Here is a 15,040-nt window from a genome sequence, read left to right as displayed (position 1 = left end):
AGCGCGCTATCATCAGGCGCCAACCAACACCGACAGCATGCTCAGCGAGCCCATCTCGATGCCATCGACCGGGATCGTCATCGCCTCAACGCCATCCCACGTCCCCAGGACATACAGCAGCGGCAGGAAATGCTCCGCCGTCGGGTTGGAGAGCGAGCCCCCTTCGTGTGCCAGGTAGTTAACCAGCGGGTGCTGCTCGTCCAGCCCCTGCCATTGCAGATTCGCCTTCACGTAGTTATTGAAGGACTCTGCCCAAGGGTACGGCGTGTTCTCGCCATGCCAGCGGGCGGTGCGCAGGTTATGCACCACGTTGCCGCTGGCCACCAGCATAATGCCTTCATCACGCAGCGAGGCCAGTTTCCGCCCCATTTCGAGATGCCAGGCCGGCGGTTTGGTGCTGTCGATGCTCAACTGAACCATCGGGATATCCGCCTGCGGATACATTTTAATCAGCACGCCCCACGAGCCATGGTCAAATCCCCAGGCTTCTGTATCGAGGGTGACCGGCACCGGCGAGAGCAGCTCCACCAGCCGTTGCGCCAGCGCCGGAGAGCCCGGCGCCGGATAATGCGTGTCATACAGCGCCTGCGGAAAACCGCCGAAGTCATGAATGGTCTTCGGCGCCTCCATCGCCGTTACGCCCGTACCGCGCGTAAACCAGTGCGCAGAGACCACCACGATCGCTTTCGGACGCGGCAGGGTTTCGCCCAGTTGAGCCCAGGCGCGGGTATAACGGTTGTCTTCCAGCACGTTCATTGGGCTGCCATGGCCGAGAAACAACGCGGGCATTCGGGTACGGGACATGATGATATCCTTAGGGTGTCAATGTGATGTGCTCACATTACGCGCTTTTGCGCCAGGATAAACTCAGATAACCATGATGATGATCGTCAGAAAATTTGAATGTAATTCGCGGTAAAGGGACGTGTCCCGTACGCGCATCCTCAGGCAATATACTCGTATGTAATTATTTTCACAGGGAGAGAAGCGATGTCATCACCCTTAATATTGACGCTGTTAGCCGGTAGCGCAACCTTCATTGGCGCCATATTCGGCGTGATTGGCCAGAAACCCTCTAACCGCCTGCTTGGCTTCTCCCTCGGCTTTGCCGCCGGGATTATGCTATTGATTTCGTTGATGGAAATGCTGCCTGCCGCGCTGGCCGCCGAGGGCATGTCGCCGCTGCTCGGCTACGGAATGTTTGTTGTCGGCCTGCTGGGTTACTTTGGTCTTGACCGCCTGCTGCCGCACGCCCACCCGCAGGATCTGATGACTCCCGCCATGCCGCGCCCGCGCAACTTACGCCGCACCGCTATTCTTCTGACGCTGGGGATCAGCCTGCATAACTTTCCGGAAGGGATCGCCACCTATGTCACGGCCAGCAACAACCTCGAGCTTGGCATGGGCGTCGCCCTTGCCGTCGCCCTGCACAATATTCCGGAAGGACTGGCGGTTGCCGGACCGGTGTATGCCGCCACCGGCTCGCGCAGCAAAGCGGTGCTCTGGGCCGGGCTTTCCGGCATGGCGGAAATTTTGGGCGGCGTGCTGGCGTGGTTGATTCTGGGGAGCCTGGTCTCGCCGCTGGTGATGGGCGCGATCATGGCTGCCGTCGCCGGGATTATGGTGGCGCTGTCGGTCGATGAACTGATGCCGCTGGCGAAAGAGATCGATCCGCAAAGCAATCCAAGCTACGGCGTCCTGTGCGGGATGTCGGTCATGGGGCTGAGCCTGGTGGTACTCCAGACGATGGGCATCGGTTAAAGCGCAGAAACAACACAGCCCACTAACAAGTGGGCTGTGCTCGGGCATAGCGAACCGCTATTTAGCTGGCTTTACGCTCATGTTCGCGACGATAGGCCACCAGATCTTCAATCGTGACTACCGCCATATTGTGCTGCTGAGCGAACTTGATGCACTCCGGCGCGCGGGCCATGGTGCCATCGTCATTGGTCAGCTCGCACAGCACGCCTGCCGGTTTAAAGCCAGCCAGGGTCACGAGGTCGATAGTGGCTTCGGTGTGGCCGCCGCGGGTCAGTACGCCGCCCGGCTGCGCACGCAGCGGGAAGACGTGACCTGGACGGTTGAGATCGGAAGGTTTCGCGCCGTCGGCGATGGCCGCGCGGACGGTGGTCACGCGGTCGGCAGCGGAGACGCCGGTGGTCACACCTTCGGCCGCTTCGATGGTCACGGTGAAGCCGGTGCCGTAGGCGCTGGTGTTGTTCTCTACCATCATCGGCAGATCCAGCTGTTTGCGGCGTTCTTCGGTCAGGCACAGGCACACAATGCCGCTGCCGTGACGAATGGTCAGCGCCATCTGCTCAACGGTCATGGTTTCGGCGGCGAAGATCATATCGCCTTCGTTTTCACGGTCTTCATCATCAAGCACCATCACGCCGCGGCCTTCGCGCAGGGCGTCCAAAGCGTGTTCCACACGTTCAAAAGCGGTACCAAAAGAAGAAAGGAGCGTCTGATTCATGGTAAAAAAACCTCATTAAAATTATGGTTACCAGAATCAGGGCAGTCTTAGGAGCGCCGGTTTAGCGGCAAAAGTCAACGCGAGCGGGCCTGGGCCCGACTGTGCCGTTACTCTCTCCCATCCGGACTTTAACCGTCGGCCCCGGAATTACACCGGATCTGCTGACCTTCCCGTAGTCACGGGAAGCGCTCGCGGGCTTTCAACGCCATGGTTGATTTACCGCCGGTGGGGAATTTCGCCCCGCCCTGAGAATAAGCGAGATAACTATAACGCTATTGACTATCCTCGGCAATGCATAAGCTTCAAACATTTCTGGTTTATAGGCGGCCTGGTTCGCACTACAATGATCAATCATCCGACCCGAGCAGGAAACCACCATGATTGACCCGAAAAAAATTGAACAAATCGCCCGCCAGGTCCATGAGTCGATGCCAAAAGGACTTCGCGATCTGGGTGAGGATGTTGAGAAGAAAATCCGCCAGGCGCTGCAGTCGCAGCTGACCCGTCTGGATCTGGTTAGCCGCGAAGAGTTTGACGTGCAGACTCAGGTGCTGCTGCGGACCCGGGAAAAACTGGCGCTGCTGGAGCAGCGCCTGAATGACCTCGAAAACCGCCCGGCGGCGACGCCGGGCAGCGAAGAGCAGCAGTAAAAAACGGGCCCCTGGGGGCCCGTTTTGCGTTTGGCTTAATGGGCGGCTTCCGCCTGACTACTCACCTGGCGACAGTACAGTTCATAGCGCTGGCAAAACCATTCACGATGTTCTTCATCCATATTGCCGACAATGGCCTGAAGATCAACTGGCTGGCCCTGGGCGTGCATTCTGGCGAAACTCCGCGCCAAAAAATCAAAATTCTTCATTGAATACATATCGTTATGGTTCATGCGCATACTCCTTCAGCGGTGGATGTTCTGATAAGTCATATGCCTTTTACTCACTTCAGTATTTACGCTTACCTTAACGCGATTTGTACGAAAAATGCGCTTAACATGATTATTTATTGCGCTAAATCATTTTCCACATGATTAAATAAAAACGGCCCGCGATACGTCTATCGCAGGCCGTGATTCTTCACCGTACAAACCGGTGAATAGCGAAAAGCTTATTTGTCGCTATCTTTTTGTATTTTCTTAATAATATTGGTAGTTGAGCAGCCATCTTCAAAGTTGAGCACCAGCACTTCGCCACCGTTCGCCCAGACCTCTTCGCTGCCGGCGATTTGCTCCGGTTTGTAGTCGCCGCCCTTGACCAGCAGATCCGGCAGGATGCCAGCGATCAGGCGCTGCGGAGTATCTTCTTCGAAGGAGACCACCCAGTCGACGGCCTCCAGCGCCCCCAGCACGATCATCCGCTGTTCCAGCGGGTTCACCGGGCGGGTTTCGCCTTTCAGACGTTTGGTGGAGGCATCGCTGTTGACCGCCACGATCAGACGGTCGCCCAGCTTGCGCGCATTCGCCAGATAGGAGACATGACCGGCATGCAGAATGTCGAAGACGCCGTTGGTCATCACCACTTTCTCGCCGCGCTTGCGCGCCGCCGCAACCGCCTGTTTGAGTTCCTCTTCGCTCATCACGCCAAAGCCGGTCTCAGCCCGGCCGCGGACCGCGTTTTCCAACTCGACAGGGGAAACGGTGGATGTACCCAGCTTACCGACCACCACGCCCGCCGCGGCGTTAGCGAAATAGCAGGCCTCTTCCAGGGTGTTGCCGGACGCCAGGGTCGCCGCCAGCACGCCAATCACCGTGTCGCCGGCGCCGGTCACGTCGTACACTTCCTGGGCCTGGGTCGGCATATGCAGCGGCGGACGTCCCGGCTGCAGCAGCGTCATCCCCTGCTCAGAGCGCGTCACCAGCAGCGCCGACAGTTCGAATTCGGCGATGAGCTTCATGCCGCGCTCAACGATCTGCGCTTCATCCTGGCACTTGCCCACCACCGCTTCAAACTCAGAGAGGTTCGGGGTGAGCAACGTCGCGCCGCGATAGCGTTCGAAATCGGTGCCTTTCGGATCGATCAGCACCGGCACGCCCGCTTCACGTGCGAGTCGGATCATGGTCTGGACGCTGGTCAGCGCCCCTTTGGCATAGTCCGAAAGGACCAGCGCGCCAATAGAGCCCAGCGCCTGCTGAATGCGCTCGTGCATCGGCTGCGGATCGACGCCGGAGAAGCCCTCTTCAAAGTCGAGGCGGATCAGCTGTTGATTGCGCGACAGCACCCGCAGCTTGGTGATAGTCGGGTGAGTCGGGACGGAGACGAAGTCGCACTTCACATTGACGTTGGCCAGCGCCTGGCTCAGCGCGCGGGCGGCGTCATCAATCCCGGTCAATCCCACCAGGCGCGAGGTTGCCCCCAGCGAGGCAATGTTCATCGCTACGTTTGCCGCGCCGCCAGGACGTTCTTCGATATTTTCCACCTTCACCACCGGCACCGGGGCTTCCGGGGAAATACGACTGGTGGGGCCGTACCAGTAGCGGTCCAGCATCACATCACCCACCACCAACACTCCTGCACGTTCAAACTCCGGCAGCGTTACTTTCATGACTCTCTCCTGCGAGACGCAAACTTTGCGCGCGATAATAGCACACCCGATTTTATAGTTAAGCCATCAGCCATTTCTGCCAGCTGGCGCTGACCTGCTCGCGCTCCCGGCTGAAGGCCTCTGGCGCCACGTGTCCCGGCAGCTCCTGCAGGGCCAGGTGATGGAGCGCGTCACGCAAGGTGGTGTACGCGTGCGTTAAGGCGCGCGCTTCCTCCTCGTCCATGATGTCGTTCTGCGCCAGCAGCTCGAGAATACGCACATTATCAGACCAGCGGGTCAGCTTCGGCTTGTCGCTGGCATAGCGTAGGACCAGATACTGAGTAATAAATTCAATATCCGTGATCCCGCCGGCATCGGCTTTGATATCAAAACGATTGGGATGCTTGTTGCCGAGGTGGGCGCGCATCTTCTCGCGCATCTCGCGAACCTCGGTCTGCAGGGTTGCGCCCTCCCGCGGGGTGGTCAGGATATCGCGACGAATGGCGTCAAAGCGCGCCTGCAACGCCGGGTCGCCATAGACCACGCGGGCGCGCACCAGCGCCTGATGCTCCCACGTCCAGGCCTCGTTCTGCTGATAGTCGGCAAACGCGTCAGCGGTGGTAACCAGCATCCCCGCCGCGCCGGAAGGGCGCAGCCGGGCGTCCACTTCGTAGAGAATACCGGACGAGGTGCGGGTGCTGAACAGATGCATGATCCGCTGGGCCAGCCGCAGGTAGAACTGACGGCCGTCAATCTCCCGCTCGCCGTCGGTCATCACCTCCGCCGGACAGTCATGGAGGAACACCAGGTCGAGATCGGAGCTGTAGCCCAGCTCCCAACCGCCGAGCTTGCCGTAGCCGACGACGGCGAAGCCGCGCCCCTGGCGATCGTGCAGGTGGGTCGGCAGGCCGTAGCGAGCCACCATCTGCCCCCATGCCTGCTGCACCACCGCATCGAGGATCGCTTCGGCAAGCCAGGTTAAATGGTCGCTGACCTTCATCACCGGTAGGGTGCCGGCGATATCCGCCGCCGCGATATGCAGCTGCTGCGCCTGCTTGAACTGGCGCAACGCCTCCAGCTGCTGCTCTTCATCCTCTTCCGGCACCCGCAGCAGATACTGACGCAGCTCGTCGCGATAGGCATCGGTCGCCGTCGGCTGATAGAGGGTGTTGGGATCCAGCAGCTCATCCAGCAGCAGCGGGTGGCGCGCCAGCTGGCTGGCGACCATCGGCGATGCCGCGCAGAGCGTAATCAGGTGTTTCAGCGCGCCGGGGAATTCGCTCAGCAGTTCAAGATAGGTGGTGCGGGTGACGATGCCGGTCAACAGCGGCGTGATCCGCGCCAGAGGCAGCGGCGCATCGGCGCGCGAGCAGATTTCGCTCAGCAGATGCGGCATCAGCTGATCCAGCACCTGGCGGCCGCGCGGGCCGATGGTACGCCGATCCAGCTCTTTGCGGAAATCGGCAATCAGCGCCAGCACGCTGCGGCGGTCGGCGTCGTTTAAATGCGCCAGCGCCGGACTGGCGTCATCTTCTTCCAGCGCATCCTGCCACAGCTCGCGCCAGTACTCGGCCAGCTGCTCATCTGGCGACTGAGCCTCGTCATCGCCGATCAGTTCATTAAACACCCGCCGTACGTTGGCCATATGGTTCGCCAGCTGCGCGCTCAGCGTCTCCCAGTCATCGGTATGCATCCCCCACGCCAGTCTGGCGCGGTTCAGTTCATCCTGCGGCAGGGTCTGGGTCTGTTCATCGTTGATACTTTGCAGCAGGTTTTCCAGCCGGCGCAGGAACAGATAGGCCGCGCGCAGCAGCGTCGCGTCGCCTTCCGGCAGCAGATGCAGCTCATCAATCGCCGCCAGTGTCGGCAATAGCGCGCGCTGCTGCAGCGCAGGTTCGCGACCGCCGCGGATCAGCTGAAAGACCTGAACGATAAATTCAATTTCACGAATGCCGCCGGCGCCGAGCTTGATGTTGTCTTTCAGCCCGCGACGCCGCACTTCACGGGCGATCATGCCTTTCATGTTACGCAGCGACTGGATCACGCTGAAGTCGATATAGCGGCGGAAGACGAAGGGGCGAAGCATCGCGCGCAGTTCGCTGGCGTAGGCGCCGTCGTTATCGCCCATGATCCGCGCTTTCACCATCGCGTAGCGTTCCCAGTCCCGCCCCTGCTCCTGGTAATAATCTTCCAGCGCCGCAAAGCTGAGCACCAGCGGCCCGCTGTCGCCAAACGGCCGCAGGCGCATGTCCACCCGATAAACAAAGCCGTCCTGCGTCGGCTGGTCGAGCGCCTTGATAAGCCGCTGCCCCAGGCGGGTAAAGAACTGGGCGTTATCCAGCTCGCGGCGGCCGCCGCGGGTGGCGCCATGCTCCGGCCAGGCAAAGATCAGATCGATATCGGAAGAGAAGTTCAGCTCGCCGCCGCCCAGCTTTCCCATCCCGAGGATCAGCAGCGGCTGCGGCTGACCCTCGGCGTTGCATGGCGTTCCCCACTCTTTACAGCAGGCGGCGTACAGCCAGTCGCGGGCGGCGACAATCAGGGTCTCCGCCAGGACGCTCAGCTGCTGCAGCGTCTCTTCTTCGCGCACCAGCGACAACGCCTGCGCCCAGGCGATGCGGACCATCATCTGGCGGCGGAAGAGACGCAGCTCTCGCATCAACCCCGCTTCGTCAGTGACGGCCTGCAGGCGCTCCTGCAGCCAGGCTTCGTAATGCCGCCACTCTTCCGCCGCCGGCGCGGAGTCCGCAAGCTCATTCAGCCAGCCCGGCTGAGCGATCACACTCTGTTCGACAAAATCGCTGAACGCCATCACCGACCTGGCCTGTGGGCTCAGTTCGGCAACGGGAAAATCCGCTGGCAGACGGTCAGCGACCGTCTGCCAGTGCTGCTGTAACTGCGGAGAAAGCGGCATCATAAGGGCTCCCTGGCCTGTAATTATCGTTTTCCACTATGCAGCCAGAACGGCTCGGCAGCCAGCGCCTGGCGACGGAAATATTCAAACACGCTGCGGTCGTCATGCTCTATCGCACGCTGAAGTTCCTGCCAGTTCTCCAGCCAGGGCGCGACGGCGTCGCCATAGGCGCCCGCCAGCAGCTGGACGCTGTCGATGTCGCGGGACAGCTTCGGCAACTGGTCAGCGGCATCTTCTACCGCCAGATGCTGCACGGCGCTGCGCAGCTCGGCCGCCACCCGCGAGAGGTGAATATCGGCAAACCGTTTGAACGAGCCGGCTATTTTTTTCTCTCCCGCCTCGTTGAGGAACGGACGCCACCCGCGCTGGACCAGCCATTCGGTCAGGGCCAGTTTGGCGCCAACGACCTCGGTGCGGAATAACGCTTCGTCGGCGGTGTCCGCAGCCAGCAGAACGGCGTCGGCGTCGTTCAGCAACGCGCGGAGGTGGGTGGTCGCCTTACGCGGCACGATGCCGCCAAACAGCACGAGGGCATGGCGCACGCGGGCTATCGCCAGCAGAATTTCCGCTTTGGCTTTTGCGTTGCCGCGCAGCCAGATCTCGTCGTGATACAGCCAATGCGCCAGGGCGCTCTCCAGCGCCGCCTCCAGCCCCTGCTCCACGCTGGCCTTCGCTGCCACCGGCAGCACCGCCAGCCGGGTCACCGGACGCTCATTGTTACCTTGCGCCAGATGATACCCGCGCGCGGCTTTGCTCAGGCTCCCCTGACGCAGGACGCCGCTCTCCAGCAAACGATGCGCGAGGCGCAGCAGATCGGCGGTCTCCCCGGCGAGCAGCTCCAGCTCCAGTTCGCAGATCGGCTCCTGATGTTCGCCCGCCTTGACTTCGCCGCGATCGAGGGCAATCTCAATCTCACTCTTTCCTTCCTGGATCACCCAGCGTTCACGGGCAAAATCGGTGCTGAACAGCGGCTGGACGTGCTCCGCCAGCGCGGCCGGAAGTTCCCCTTGCGGCCAGACCTCCGCCGGCAGGCGCTCAAGCGCCAGCTCCGGTTTATCCAGTGGAATATTATATTCCGGGCGCTGGTGCAGGCCGCCGACCACCCGACCGGCGATTTTCAGCGTCATCTCATAACGCCCCTGATCGCCGCGGATGCGCAGCCCCATATCGTGACGACGCAGCCAGTTATCGGCGGTTTCGTAATAAATGTTCAGCAACTGGCCCGCGGGCGTATGTTTCGCCTCGAGCGCATTGAGCTGCTCGCGCAGCGTCTCTACCCCATCCTGAGCGACGATAAACTTGAGTTCGATTTCTTGAGCCATGACTGAATTCTTCCGCTTCTGTGCTGCGCCGACAAATTGCGGCGAACTTACGACGATATTTTTTGTCAGTAGATAGTATTTTGCGGTGAATCGCCATGCAACGCGCTTTTTGCCGGGCCACCTCCTGGATGATTCCGATTGTGGCGGAAAACTTTGCGTCGCTCTGGCGATGCCTCTACTATCGTTCCACTTTTTATGACCAAACGATGACCTGATGCCAAAATTACGCCTGATTACTTTTACTTTGCTCGCGCTTAGCGCCGCCACGGCGGTTCACGCAGAAGAAAAGCGCTACGTTTCCGATGAGCTGAACACCTGGGTTCGCAGCGGCCCGGGCGATAATTATCGTCTGGTCGGCACCATCAACGCCGGGGAAGAAGTGTCGGTACTGCAAACGAACGACAGCACCAGTTACGCGCAAATTCGCGACAGCAACGGCCGTACCGCCTGGATCCCGCTGAAAGAGCTGAGCAACGAGCCCAGCCTGCGCACCCGCGTCCCGGATCTGGAAAACCAGGTCAAAACGCTGACCGATAAGCTGAATAACATCGATGCCACCTGGAACCAGCGCACGGCGGATATGCAGAAGAAAGTCGCCGGCAGCGACAGCGTGATTAACGCGCTGAAGGACGAGAACCAAAAGTTGAAAAACGAGCTGGTTGTCGCGCAGAAGAAGGTGAATGCGGCAAATCTGCAGCTTGATGATAAACAGCGCACCATTATCATGCAGTGGTTTATGTACGGCGGCGGTGTGCTGGGCGTCGGTCTGCTGCTCGGTCTGGTGCTGCCGCATCTGGTGCCAAGCCGCAAACGTAAAGACCGGTGGATGAACTAATTCGTCTTCTCTGCCAGACTTACGTATCATCTTGCGAAAAACGGATACGGGAGAATCAGGCGTGAAGAGTTATCTGGTCGGTGGCGCGGTGCGTGACGCGCTGTTAGGGCTGCCGGTCAAAGACCGAGACTGGGTGGTGGTGGGCGCCACCCCGCAACAGATGCTAGACGCGGGCTATCAACAGGTAGGCCGCGATTTTCCCGTGTTCCTCCATCCGCAAAGCCGGGAAGAGTATGCCCTGGCCCGCACCGAGCGCAAATCCGGCGCGGGCTATACCGGTTTTACCTGCTATGCCGCCCCGGACGTCACCCTCGAAGCCGATCTGCTGCGCCGCGACCTGACGGTCAATGCCCTCGCCCAGGATGCCGACGGCGCAATTATCGACCCCTACGGCGGACAGAACGATCTCCGTCAGCGCCTGCTGCGCCATGTCTCTCCCGCGTTTAGTGAAGATCCGCTGCGCGTGCTGCGCGTCGCGCGTTTTGCCGCCCGCTACGCCCACCTCGGTTTTCGCATTGCCGAAGAGACCCAGGCCCTGATGGCCGCGATGGTTGAGGCCGGCGAGCTGGCGCATTTAACGCCGGAGCGGGTGTGGAAGGAGACGGAAAGCGCATTAACTACTCGCAACCCGCAGGTCTTTTTCCAGACGCTGCGCGACTGTCAGGCTCTCAAGGTGCTGTTCCCGGAGATTGACGCCCTGTACGGCGTGCCGGCCCCGGCGAAATGGCATCCGGAAATCGACACCGGCCTGCACACCCTGATGACCGTCACGATGGCCGCGATGCTGTCGCCGGATGTCGACGTACGTTTCGCCACCCTGTGCCATGACCTCGGCAAAGGGCTGACGCCGAAGGCGCTCTGGCCGCGTCACCACGGCCATGGTCCGGCGGGAGTCAAGCTGGTGGAGCAGCTCTGCGCGCGTCTGCGGGTGCCAAACGATATCCGCGATCTCGCGAAACTGGTGGCGGAGTACCATGACCTAATCCACACCCTGCCAATTCTGCAGCCGAAAACCCTCGTCAAACTCTTCGACAGCATTGACGCGTGGCGCAAACCGCAGCGCGTGCAGCAGATCGCGCTCACCAGCGAAGCCGACGTCCGCGGACGCACCGGTTTCGAGGCCAGCGATTACCCGCAGGGGCGCCTGCTGCTGGAGGCCTGGGAAGTGGCGCAGTCGGTCTCCACTAAAGAGGTCGTGGCGGCGGGCTTTAAAGGGGCGGAAATTCGCGAGGAGCTGACGCGGCGGAGAATTGCGGCGGTAGCGCAGTGGAAGGAACAGCGTTGCCCCCAGCCGCAAGGCTGAGGGCGCAGGCCTTAGAAGAAGACCACGTACACCGCTGCCGCGACGATAAAGCGGTAGATAGCGAACGGAATGAACGAGATCCGTTTGATCAGCTGCAGGAAGGTTTTAATCGCAATCAGCGCCACGATAAACGCCATCACGAAGCCGACGGCGAACATCGGGACGTCGCCCATGTTCAGGAAGCCGATGCTCTTGTAGACGTCCAGCACGGTGGCGCCCATCATCATCGGTACCGCCAGCAGGAAAGAGAACTCCGAGGCCGCATAGCGGCTGACGCCCATCAGCATGCCGCCGGAGATAGTCGCCCCCGAGCGGGAGAAACCTGGCCACAGCGCCAGGCACTGAAAGCAGCCGATGACGAACGCCTGACGGTAGGTCATATCGTCAATCCCGACCGCGCGCGGCTGTTTCGGCTTCAGCACTTCCGCTGCAATCAGCAATACGCCGCCGACAATCAGGGCGTACATCACGTTCACCGGGTTAAACAAGGATTTAATGGTGTCATGGAAAATCAGCCCCATCACCACCGCGGGGATCATGCCGAGAAGGATATGGATAAGCGACAAACGGCCGCTGCCCTGGCCTTCATGCGCCGGCGGTTTCCCGAAATGGATGCCGATCAGGCCGAACAGGCGACGCCAGAACATCACCACCACGGCGAGTATCGAACCTAACTGAATCACCACTTCAAAGGTATTTGCGGTATCACCTTCAAACCCCAGCAGATGACCAACAATAATCATATGACCGGTACTGGAAACAGGTAAAAACTCTGTCAAACCCTCAACCACACCCAATATTGCCGCCACCAGCAGCGAGTGTATATCGCTCATCCAATTAAACCCTTTAAAAAAGTAAAATGAAAAAAACCAGGAACACGGTATCGTTCAACAGGCACAACCCGGCTGCCAGAGCGCGCGTAATCCGCAGCGTACAGGAAGTACACACGGATTCGTCCACCGTTCTGGAAGGACATCGCCAGTAAAATTGCCTGATGACCGGATGCTATGACCGGTATAAACGCAATTTGTTTAACAAGTATGACCTGAAAAGTTTTGTTTCAGATTAAGGCCACGTTCAATAATCACCCCGACGTTTGCCGCGCGAGCCACGGCGCCAGGTTTGCTGACTTTTATGCGCACCCATGGCGACTGGAATGTTTCCAGCAGCAGGTCGGCCACCTCTTCCGCCACCCGCTCCACTAACGCAAATTTTCCCCCCTCCACATGCGCAATCACGCGCTCGCTGATATCAGCATAGCTGAGGCAATCGCTGACATCATCGCTGGCGGCCGCCTTGCGGTTATCCCATGCAATTTCGATATCGAACACCAGCTTCTGCTCAATGGTTTGTTCCCAGTCATAAACACCAATGGTGGTGATTACCGAAAGTTGCTCTATAAATACAATATCCATCACGCCCTGCCTGCTTTTTAGCTAAACCGGATACCACTTCCGGCGAATTATGCGTATTATCCACAGATGCAGAGAATACAACGACATTTTCAAAACGGAACAGCGTTATGAGTGCAATCGCGCCTGGACTGGTACTCCTCGCCTACCTCTGCGGCTCCATTTCCAGCGCCATTCTGGTATGTCGCCTTGCTGGCCTGCCCGACCCACGCGACAGCGGCTCAGGCAACCCCGGGGCCACTAACGTACTACGAATTGGCGGAAAAGGGGCGGCCGTAGCGGTACTTATTTTTGATGTGCTGAAGGGCATGCTCCCGGTGTGGGGCGCCTGGGCGCTGGGCCTTACGCCGTTCTGGCTGGGGTTAGTGGCGATTGCCGCCTGCGTGGGCCATATCTGGCCAGTCTTCTTTCATTTCCGCGGCGGTAAAGGCGTCGCCACGGCCTTCGGCGCTATCGCCCCCATCGGGCTCGATCTCACCGGGGTGATGGCCGGGACCTGGCTGCTGACCATCCTGCTCAGCGGCTACTCTTCCCTGGGCGCTATCGTCAGCGCGCTGATCGCCCCGTTCTACGTCTGGTGGTTCAAACCGCAGTATACCTTTCCGGTGTCGATGCTCTCCTGCCTGATCCTCCTGCGCCATCACGACAACATTCAGCGTCTGTGGCGTCGCCAGGAGAGCAAAATCTGGACCCGCGTGAAGAAGAAAAAAACGCCAGAGCAGAAGTAATCTCCCCTCCCGGCTCCGCCAGCCGGGGAACTCTCCTGCGCTAATCGCGCCTTTCACCCGCCCTTTTACGCTTCCTCGCCATCAAAGGCGATCATCGCCACATCCTCCTTTTGTAACAATACGTTAGCAGCATGGAAAGGCAAAAGTTGCGCTGGCGGCTGGCGGCGCGGCGCAACCCGATCCGCCGCCTTTTCCGCCGCGCCCAGGCTGCGGCTCAGGATATTGACGGCAAAGATTATCCGGGTGAATAATCCGGAGCGGTTATACCGCTTTCCCCTCGCGCCCGTCGCGACGCTCCGGGTTACGGATGACATAAGCGTTTCGTATGACCGGGATAAACTCCCGCCGATCAATACTCATTGCTGCTGTTTTATCTTGATTTTGCAGGGGCGCAACATTGCACGGTACCGTGTTACCACCACTCAAAAAAGGCTGGCAGGCTACGCTGGATCTCCGCTTTCACCAGGCCGGCGGCAAGACCGTTCTCGCCAGCGCCCAACACGTCGGCCCGCTGACCGTCCAGCGCCCGCTTTACCCGGAAGAAGAGACCTGTCACCTCTATCTGCTTCACCCGCCCGGCGGCATCGTCGGCGGTGATGAGCTGACAATTAGCGCGCACCTTGCCCCCGGCTGCCATACGCTGATAACCATGCCTGGCGCCAGCAAGTTTTACCGCAGCAGCGGCGCGCAAGCGCTAGTTCGCCAGCAGTTGACCCTTGCCCCACAGGCGACCCTGGAGTGGCTCCCGCAGGATGCCATCTTCTTTCCCGGGGCCAATGCCCGGCTGTTCACCATCTTTCATCTTTGCGCCTCCAGCAGGCTGCTGGCCTGGGATCTGCTCTGCCTTGGCCGCCCGGTGATTGGCGAAACCTTCAGCCACGGCACCCTCAGCAACCGGCTGGAGGTATGGGTGGACGATGAGCCGCTGCTGGTCGAGCGCCTGCACCTGCAGGAGGGAGAGCTCTCCAGCATCGCCGAACGTCCCTGGGTCGGCACTTTGCTGTGCTATCCGGCTACCGATGCCCTGCTCGACGGGGTGCGCGACGCGCTGGCGCCGCTCGGTCTCTACGCCGGCGCCAGCCTGACCGACCGCCTGCTGACGGTGCGTTTCCTCAGTGACGATAATCTGATTTGCCAGCGGGTGATGCGCGACGTATGGCAGTTTCTGCGCCCTCATCTCACCGGTAAATCTCCCGTACTTCCCCGAATCTGGCTGACTTAAGAGAACGTTATGGAACTGACCCCCCGAGAAAAAGACAAGCTGTTGCTGTTTACCGCCGCGCTGGTGGCGGAGCGTCGCCTGGCCCGCGGCCTGAAGCTCAACTATCCGGAGTCCGTGGCCCTCATCAGCGCCTTTATTATGGAAGGCGCTCGGGACGGCAAAAGCGTGGCCTCGCTGATGGAGGAAGGCCGTCATGTCCTGACCCGCGAGCAGGTGATGGAGGGCGTCCCGGAAATGATCCCGGATATCCAGGTCGAAGCCACCTTCCCGGACGGCTCGAAGCTGGTCACCGTTCACAACCCGATTATCTGAGG

General features: G+C 60.1%; 18 protein-coding genes and 1 riboswitch. Of the genes, 9 read left to right on the top strand and 9 right to left on the bottom strand.

Going from position 1 to position 15,040, the window contains the following annotated elements; translation table 11 throughout:
* Positions 1 to 12: 12 nt before the first annotated feature.
* Positions 13 to 804, bottom strand: a complete 792-nt coding sequence (ygiD, locus tag LPQ25_RS03405) for a 4,5-DOPA-extradiol-dioxygenase (RefSeq protein ID WP_004174357.1) — start codon at positions 802 to 804, stop codon at positions 13 to 15.
* A 186-nt stretch (positions 805 to 990) separates the two neighbouring features.
* On the opposite strand from ygiD, the gene zupT reads away from it, so the two are divergent.
* A complete protein-coding gene (zupT, locus tag LPQ25_RS03400) occupies positions 991 to 1,761 on the top strand; it encodes a zinc transporter ZupT (RefSeq protein ID WP_002916852.1) in 771 nt (256 codons plus the stop codon).
* Between the two features lie 61 nt (positions 1,762 to 1,822).
* On the opposite strand, the gene ribB is transcribed toward zupT, so the two are convergent.
* Entirely contained in the window at positions 1,823 to 2,476 is a 654-nt protein-coding gene (gene ribB / locus LPQ25_RS03395) for a 3,4-dihydroxy-2-butanone-4-phosphate synthase (protein WP_004185664.1), read from the bottom strand.
* A 105-nt stretch (positions 2,477 to 2,581) separates the two neighbouring features.
* Positions 2,582 to 2,733: riboswitch (FMN riboswitch) on the bottom strand.
* Positions 2,734 to 2,853: 120 nt separating this feature from the next.
* Here ribB and ubiK point away from each other — a divergent pair.
* The gene (gene ubiK / locus LPQ25_RS03390) at positions 2,854 to 3,126 is read left to right on the top strand and encodes a ubiquinone biosynthesis accessory factor UbiK (RefSeq protein ID WP_002916856.1); all 273 of its coding nucleotides are present in this window, start codon (positions 2,854 to 2,856) and stop codon (positions 3,124 to 3,126) included.
* 35 nt (positions 3,127 to 3,161) lie between these two features.
* Here the strand turns inward: ubiK and glgS are convergent, their stop codons facing one another.
* On the bottom strand, positions 3,162 to 3,359 hold the full coding sequence (gene glgS, locus LPQ25_RS03385; RefSeq protein WP_002916857.1) for a cell surface composition regulator GlgS: 198 nt from the start codon (positions 3,357 to 3,359) through the stop codon (positions 3,162 to 3,164).
* Here glgS and LPQ25_RS03380 point away from each other — a divergent pair.
* Positions 3,351 to 3,500 (top strand): hypothetical protein, encoded by a 150-nt coding sequence (locus LPQ25_RS03380; protein ID WP_004144536.1) that lies wholly within the window; start codon positions 3,351 to 3,353, stop codon positions 3,498 to 3,500. The genes glgS and LPQ25_RS03380 overlap by 9 nt on opposite strands.
* Positions 3,501 to 3,577: 77 nt before the next feature.
* Here LPQ25_RS03380 and hldE read toward each other — a convergent pair whose 3' ends face one another.
* Genes hldE through LPQ25_RS03365 form a run of 3 tightly spaced genes read right to left on the bottom strand, consistent with a single transcriptional unit; the run spans position 3,578 to position 9,226 of the window.
* On the bottom strand, positions 3,578 to 5,011 hold the full coding sequence (hldE, locus tag LPQ25_RS03375; protein WP_002916858.1) for a bifunctional D-glycero-beta-D-manno-heptose-7-phosphate kinase/D-glycero-beta-D-manno-heptose 1-phosphate adenylyltransferase HldE: 1,434 nt from the start codon (positions 5,009 to 5,011) through the stop codon (positions 3,578 to 3,580).
* 58 nt (positions 5,012 to 5,069) lie between these two features.
* Positions 5,070 to 7,907, bottom strand: a complete 2,838-nt coding sequence (glnE, locus tag LPQ25_RS03370) for a bifunctional [glutamate--ammonia ligase]-adenylyl-L-tyrosine phosphorylase/[glutamate--ammonia-ligase] adenylyltransferase (protein ID WP_014906913.1) — start codon at positions 7,905 to 7,907, stop codon at positions 5,070 to 5,072.
* 20 nt (positions 7,908 to 7,927) lie between these two features.
* On the bottom strand, positions 7,928 to 9,226 hold the full coding sequence (locus tag LPQ25_RS03365; RefSeq protein WP_004150922.1) for a CYTH domain-containing protein: 1,299 nt from the start codon (positions 9,224 to 9,226) through the stop codon (positions 7,928 to 7,930).
* A gap of 214 nt (positions 9,227 to 9,440) precedes the next feature.
* On the opposite strand from LPQ25_RS03365, the gene LPQ25_RS03360 reads away from it, so the two are divergent.
* Together LPQ25_RS03360 and LPQ25_RS03355 are read left to right on the top strand one after the other, a co-directional pair.
* Entirely contained in the window at positions 9,441 to 10,061 is a 621-nt protein-coding gene (locus LPQ25_RS03360; protein ID WP_002916862.1) for a TIGR04211 family SH3 domain-containing protein, read from the top strand.
* A gap of 61 nt (positions 10,062 to 10,122) precedes the next feature.
* Complete coding sequence (locus tag LPQ25_RS03355) at positions 10,123 to 11,364, top strand: multifunctional CCA addition/repair protein (protein WP_002916864.1); 1,242 nt, start codon at positions 10,123 to 10,125, stop codon at positions 11,362 to 11,364.
* Between the two features lie 11 nt (positions 11,365 to 11,375).
* Here the strand turns inward: LPQ25_RS03355 and bacA are convergent, their stop codons facing one another.
* Positions 11,376 to 12,197, bottom strand: a complete 822-nt coding sequence (gene bacA / locus LPQ25_RS03350; protein ID WP_004144532.1) for an undecaprenyl-diphosphate phosphatase — start codon at positions 12,195 to 12,197, stop codon at positions 11,376 to 11,378.
* Positions 12,198 to 12,395: 198 nt separating this feature from the next.
* Entirely contained in the window at positions 12,396 to 12,779 is a 384-nt protein-coding gene (gene folB / locus LPQ25_RS03345; RefSeq protein ID WP_004150923.1) for a bifunctional dihydroneopterin aldolase/7,8-dihydroneopterin epimerase, read from the bottom strand.
* A gap of 107 nt (positions 12,780 to 12,886) precedes the next feature.
* On the opposite strand from folB, the gene plsY reads away from it, so the two are divergent.
* Both plsY and LPQ25_RS03335 read left to right on the top strand, forming a co-directional pair.
* Entirely contained in the window at positions 12,887 to 13,504 is a 618-nt protein-coding gene (plsY, locus tag LPQ25_RS03340; RefSeq protein ID WP_004144530.1) for a glycerol-3-phosphate 1-O-acyltransferase PlsY, read from the top strand.
* Positions 13,505 to 13,635: 131 nt separating this feature from the next.
* Entirely contained in the window at positions 13,636 to 13,755 is a 120-nt protein-coding gene (locus LPQ25_RS03335) for a hypothetical protein (protein WP_014906910.1), read from the top strand.
* 10 nt (positions 13,756 to 13,765) lie between these two features.
* Here the strand turns inward: LPQ25_RS03335 and LPQ25_RS03330 are convergent, their stop codons facing one another.
* Positions 13,766 to 13,930 carry a hypothetical protein gene (locus LPQ25_RS03330; RefSeq protein ID WP_014906909.1) on the bottom strand — a complete coding sequence of 55 codons (165 nt, stop codon included), beginning with the start codon at positions 13,928 to 13,930 and terminating at the stop codon, positions 13,766 to 13,768.
* On the opposite strand from LPQ25_RS03330, the gene LPQ25_RS03325 reads away from it, so the two are divergent.
* Together LPQ25_RS03325 and LPQ25_RS03320 are read left to right on the top strand one after the other, a co-directional pair.
* Positions 13,902 to 14,726, top strand: a complete 825-nt coding sequence (locus LPQ25_RS03325; RefSeq protein WP_014906908.1) for an urease accessory protein UreD — start codon at positions 13,902 to 13,904, stop codon at positions 14,724 to 14,726. The genes LPQ25_RS03330 and LPQ25_RS03325 overlap by 29 nt on opposite strands.
* Before the next feature lie 9 nt (positions 14,727 to 14,735).
* Positions 14,736 to 15,038 (top strand): urease subunit gamma, encoded by a 303-nt coding sequence (locus LPQ25_RS03320; RefSeq protein ID WP_002916871.1) that lies wholly within the window; start codon positions 14,736 to 14,738, stop codon positions 15,036 to 15,038.
* Positions 15,039 to 15,040 lie beyond the last annotated feature (2 nt).

The organism is Klebsiella sp. KPN54798 (assembly GCF_021184225.1).
Classification (GTDB): Bacteria; Pseudomonadota; Gammaproteobacteria; order Enterobacterales; family Enterobacteriaceae; genus Klebsiella; species Klebsiella pneumoniae.
Note: the sequence above shows the minus strand (reverse complement) of the source record. Positions and strands in the feature narration are given on the sequence as shown.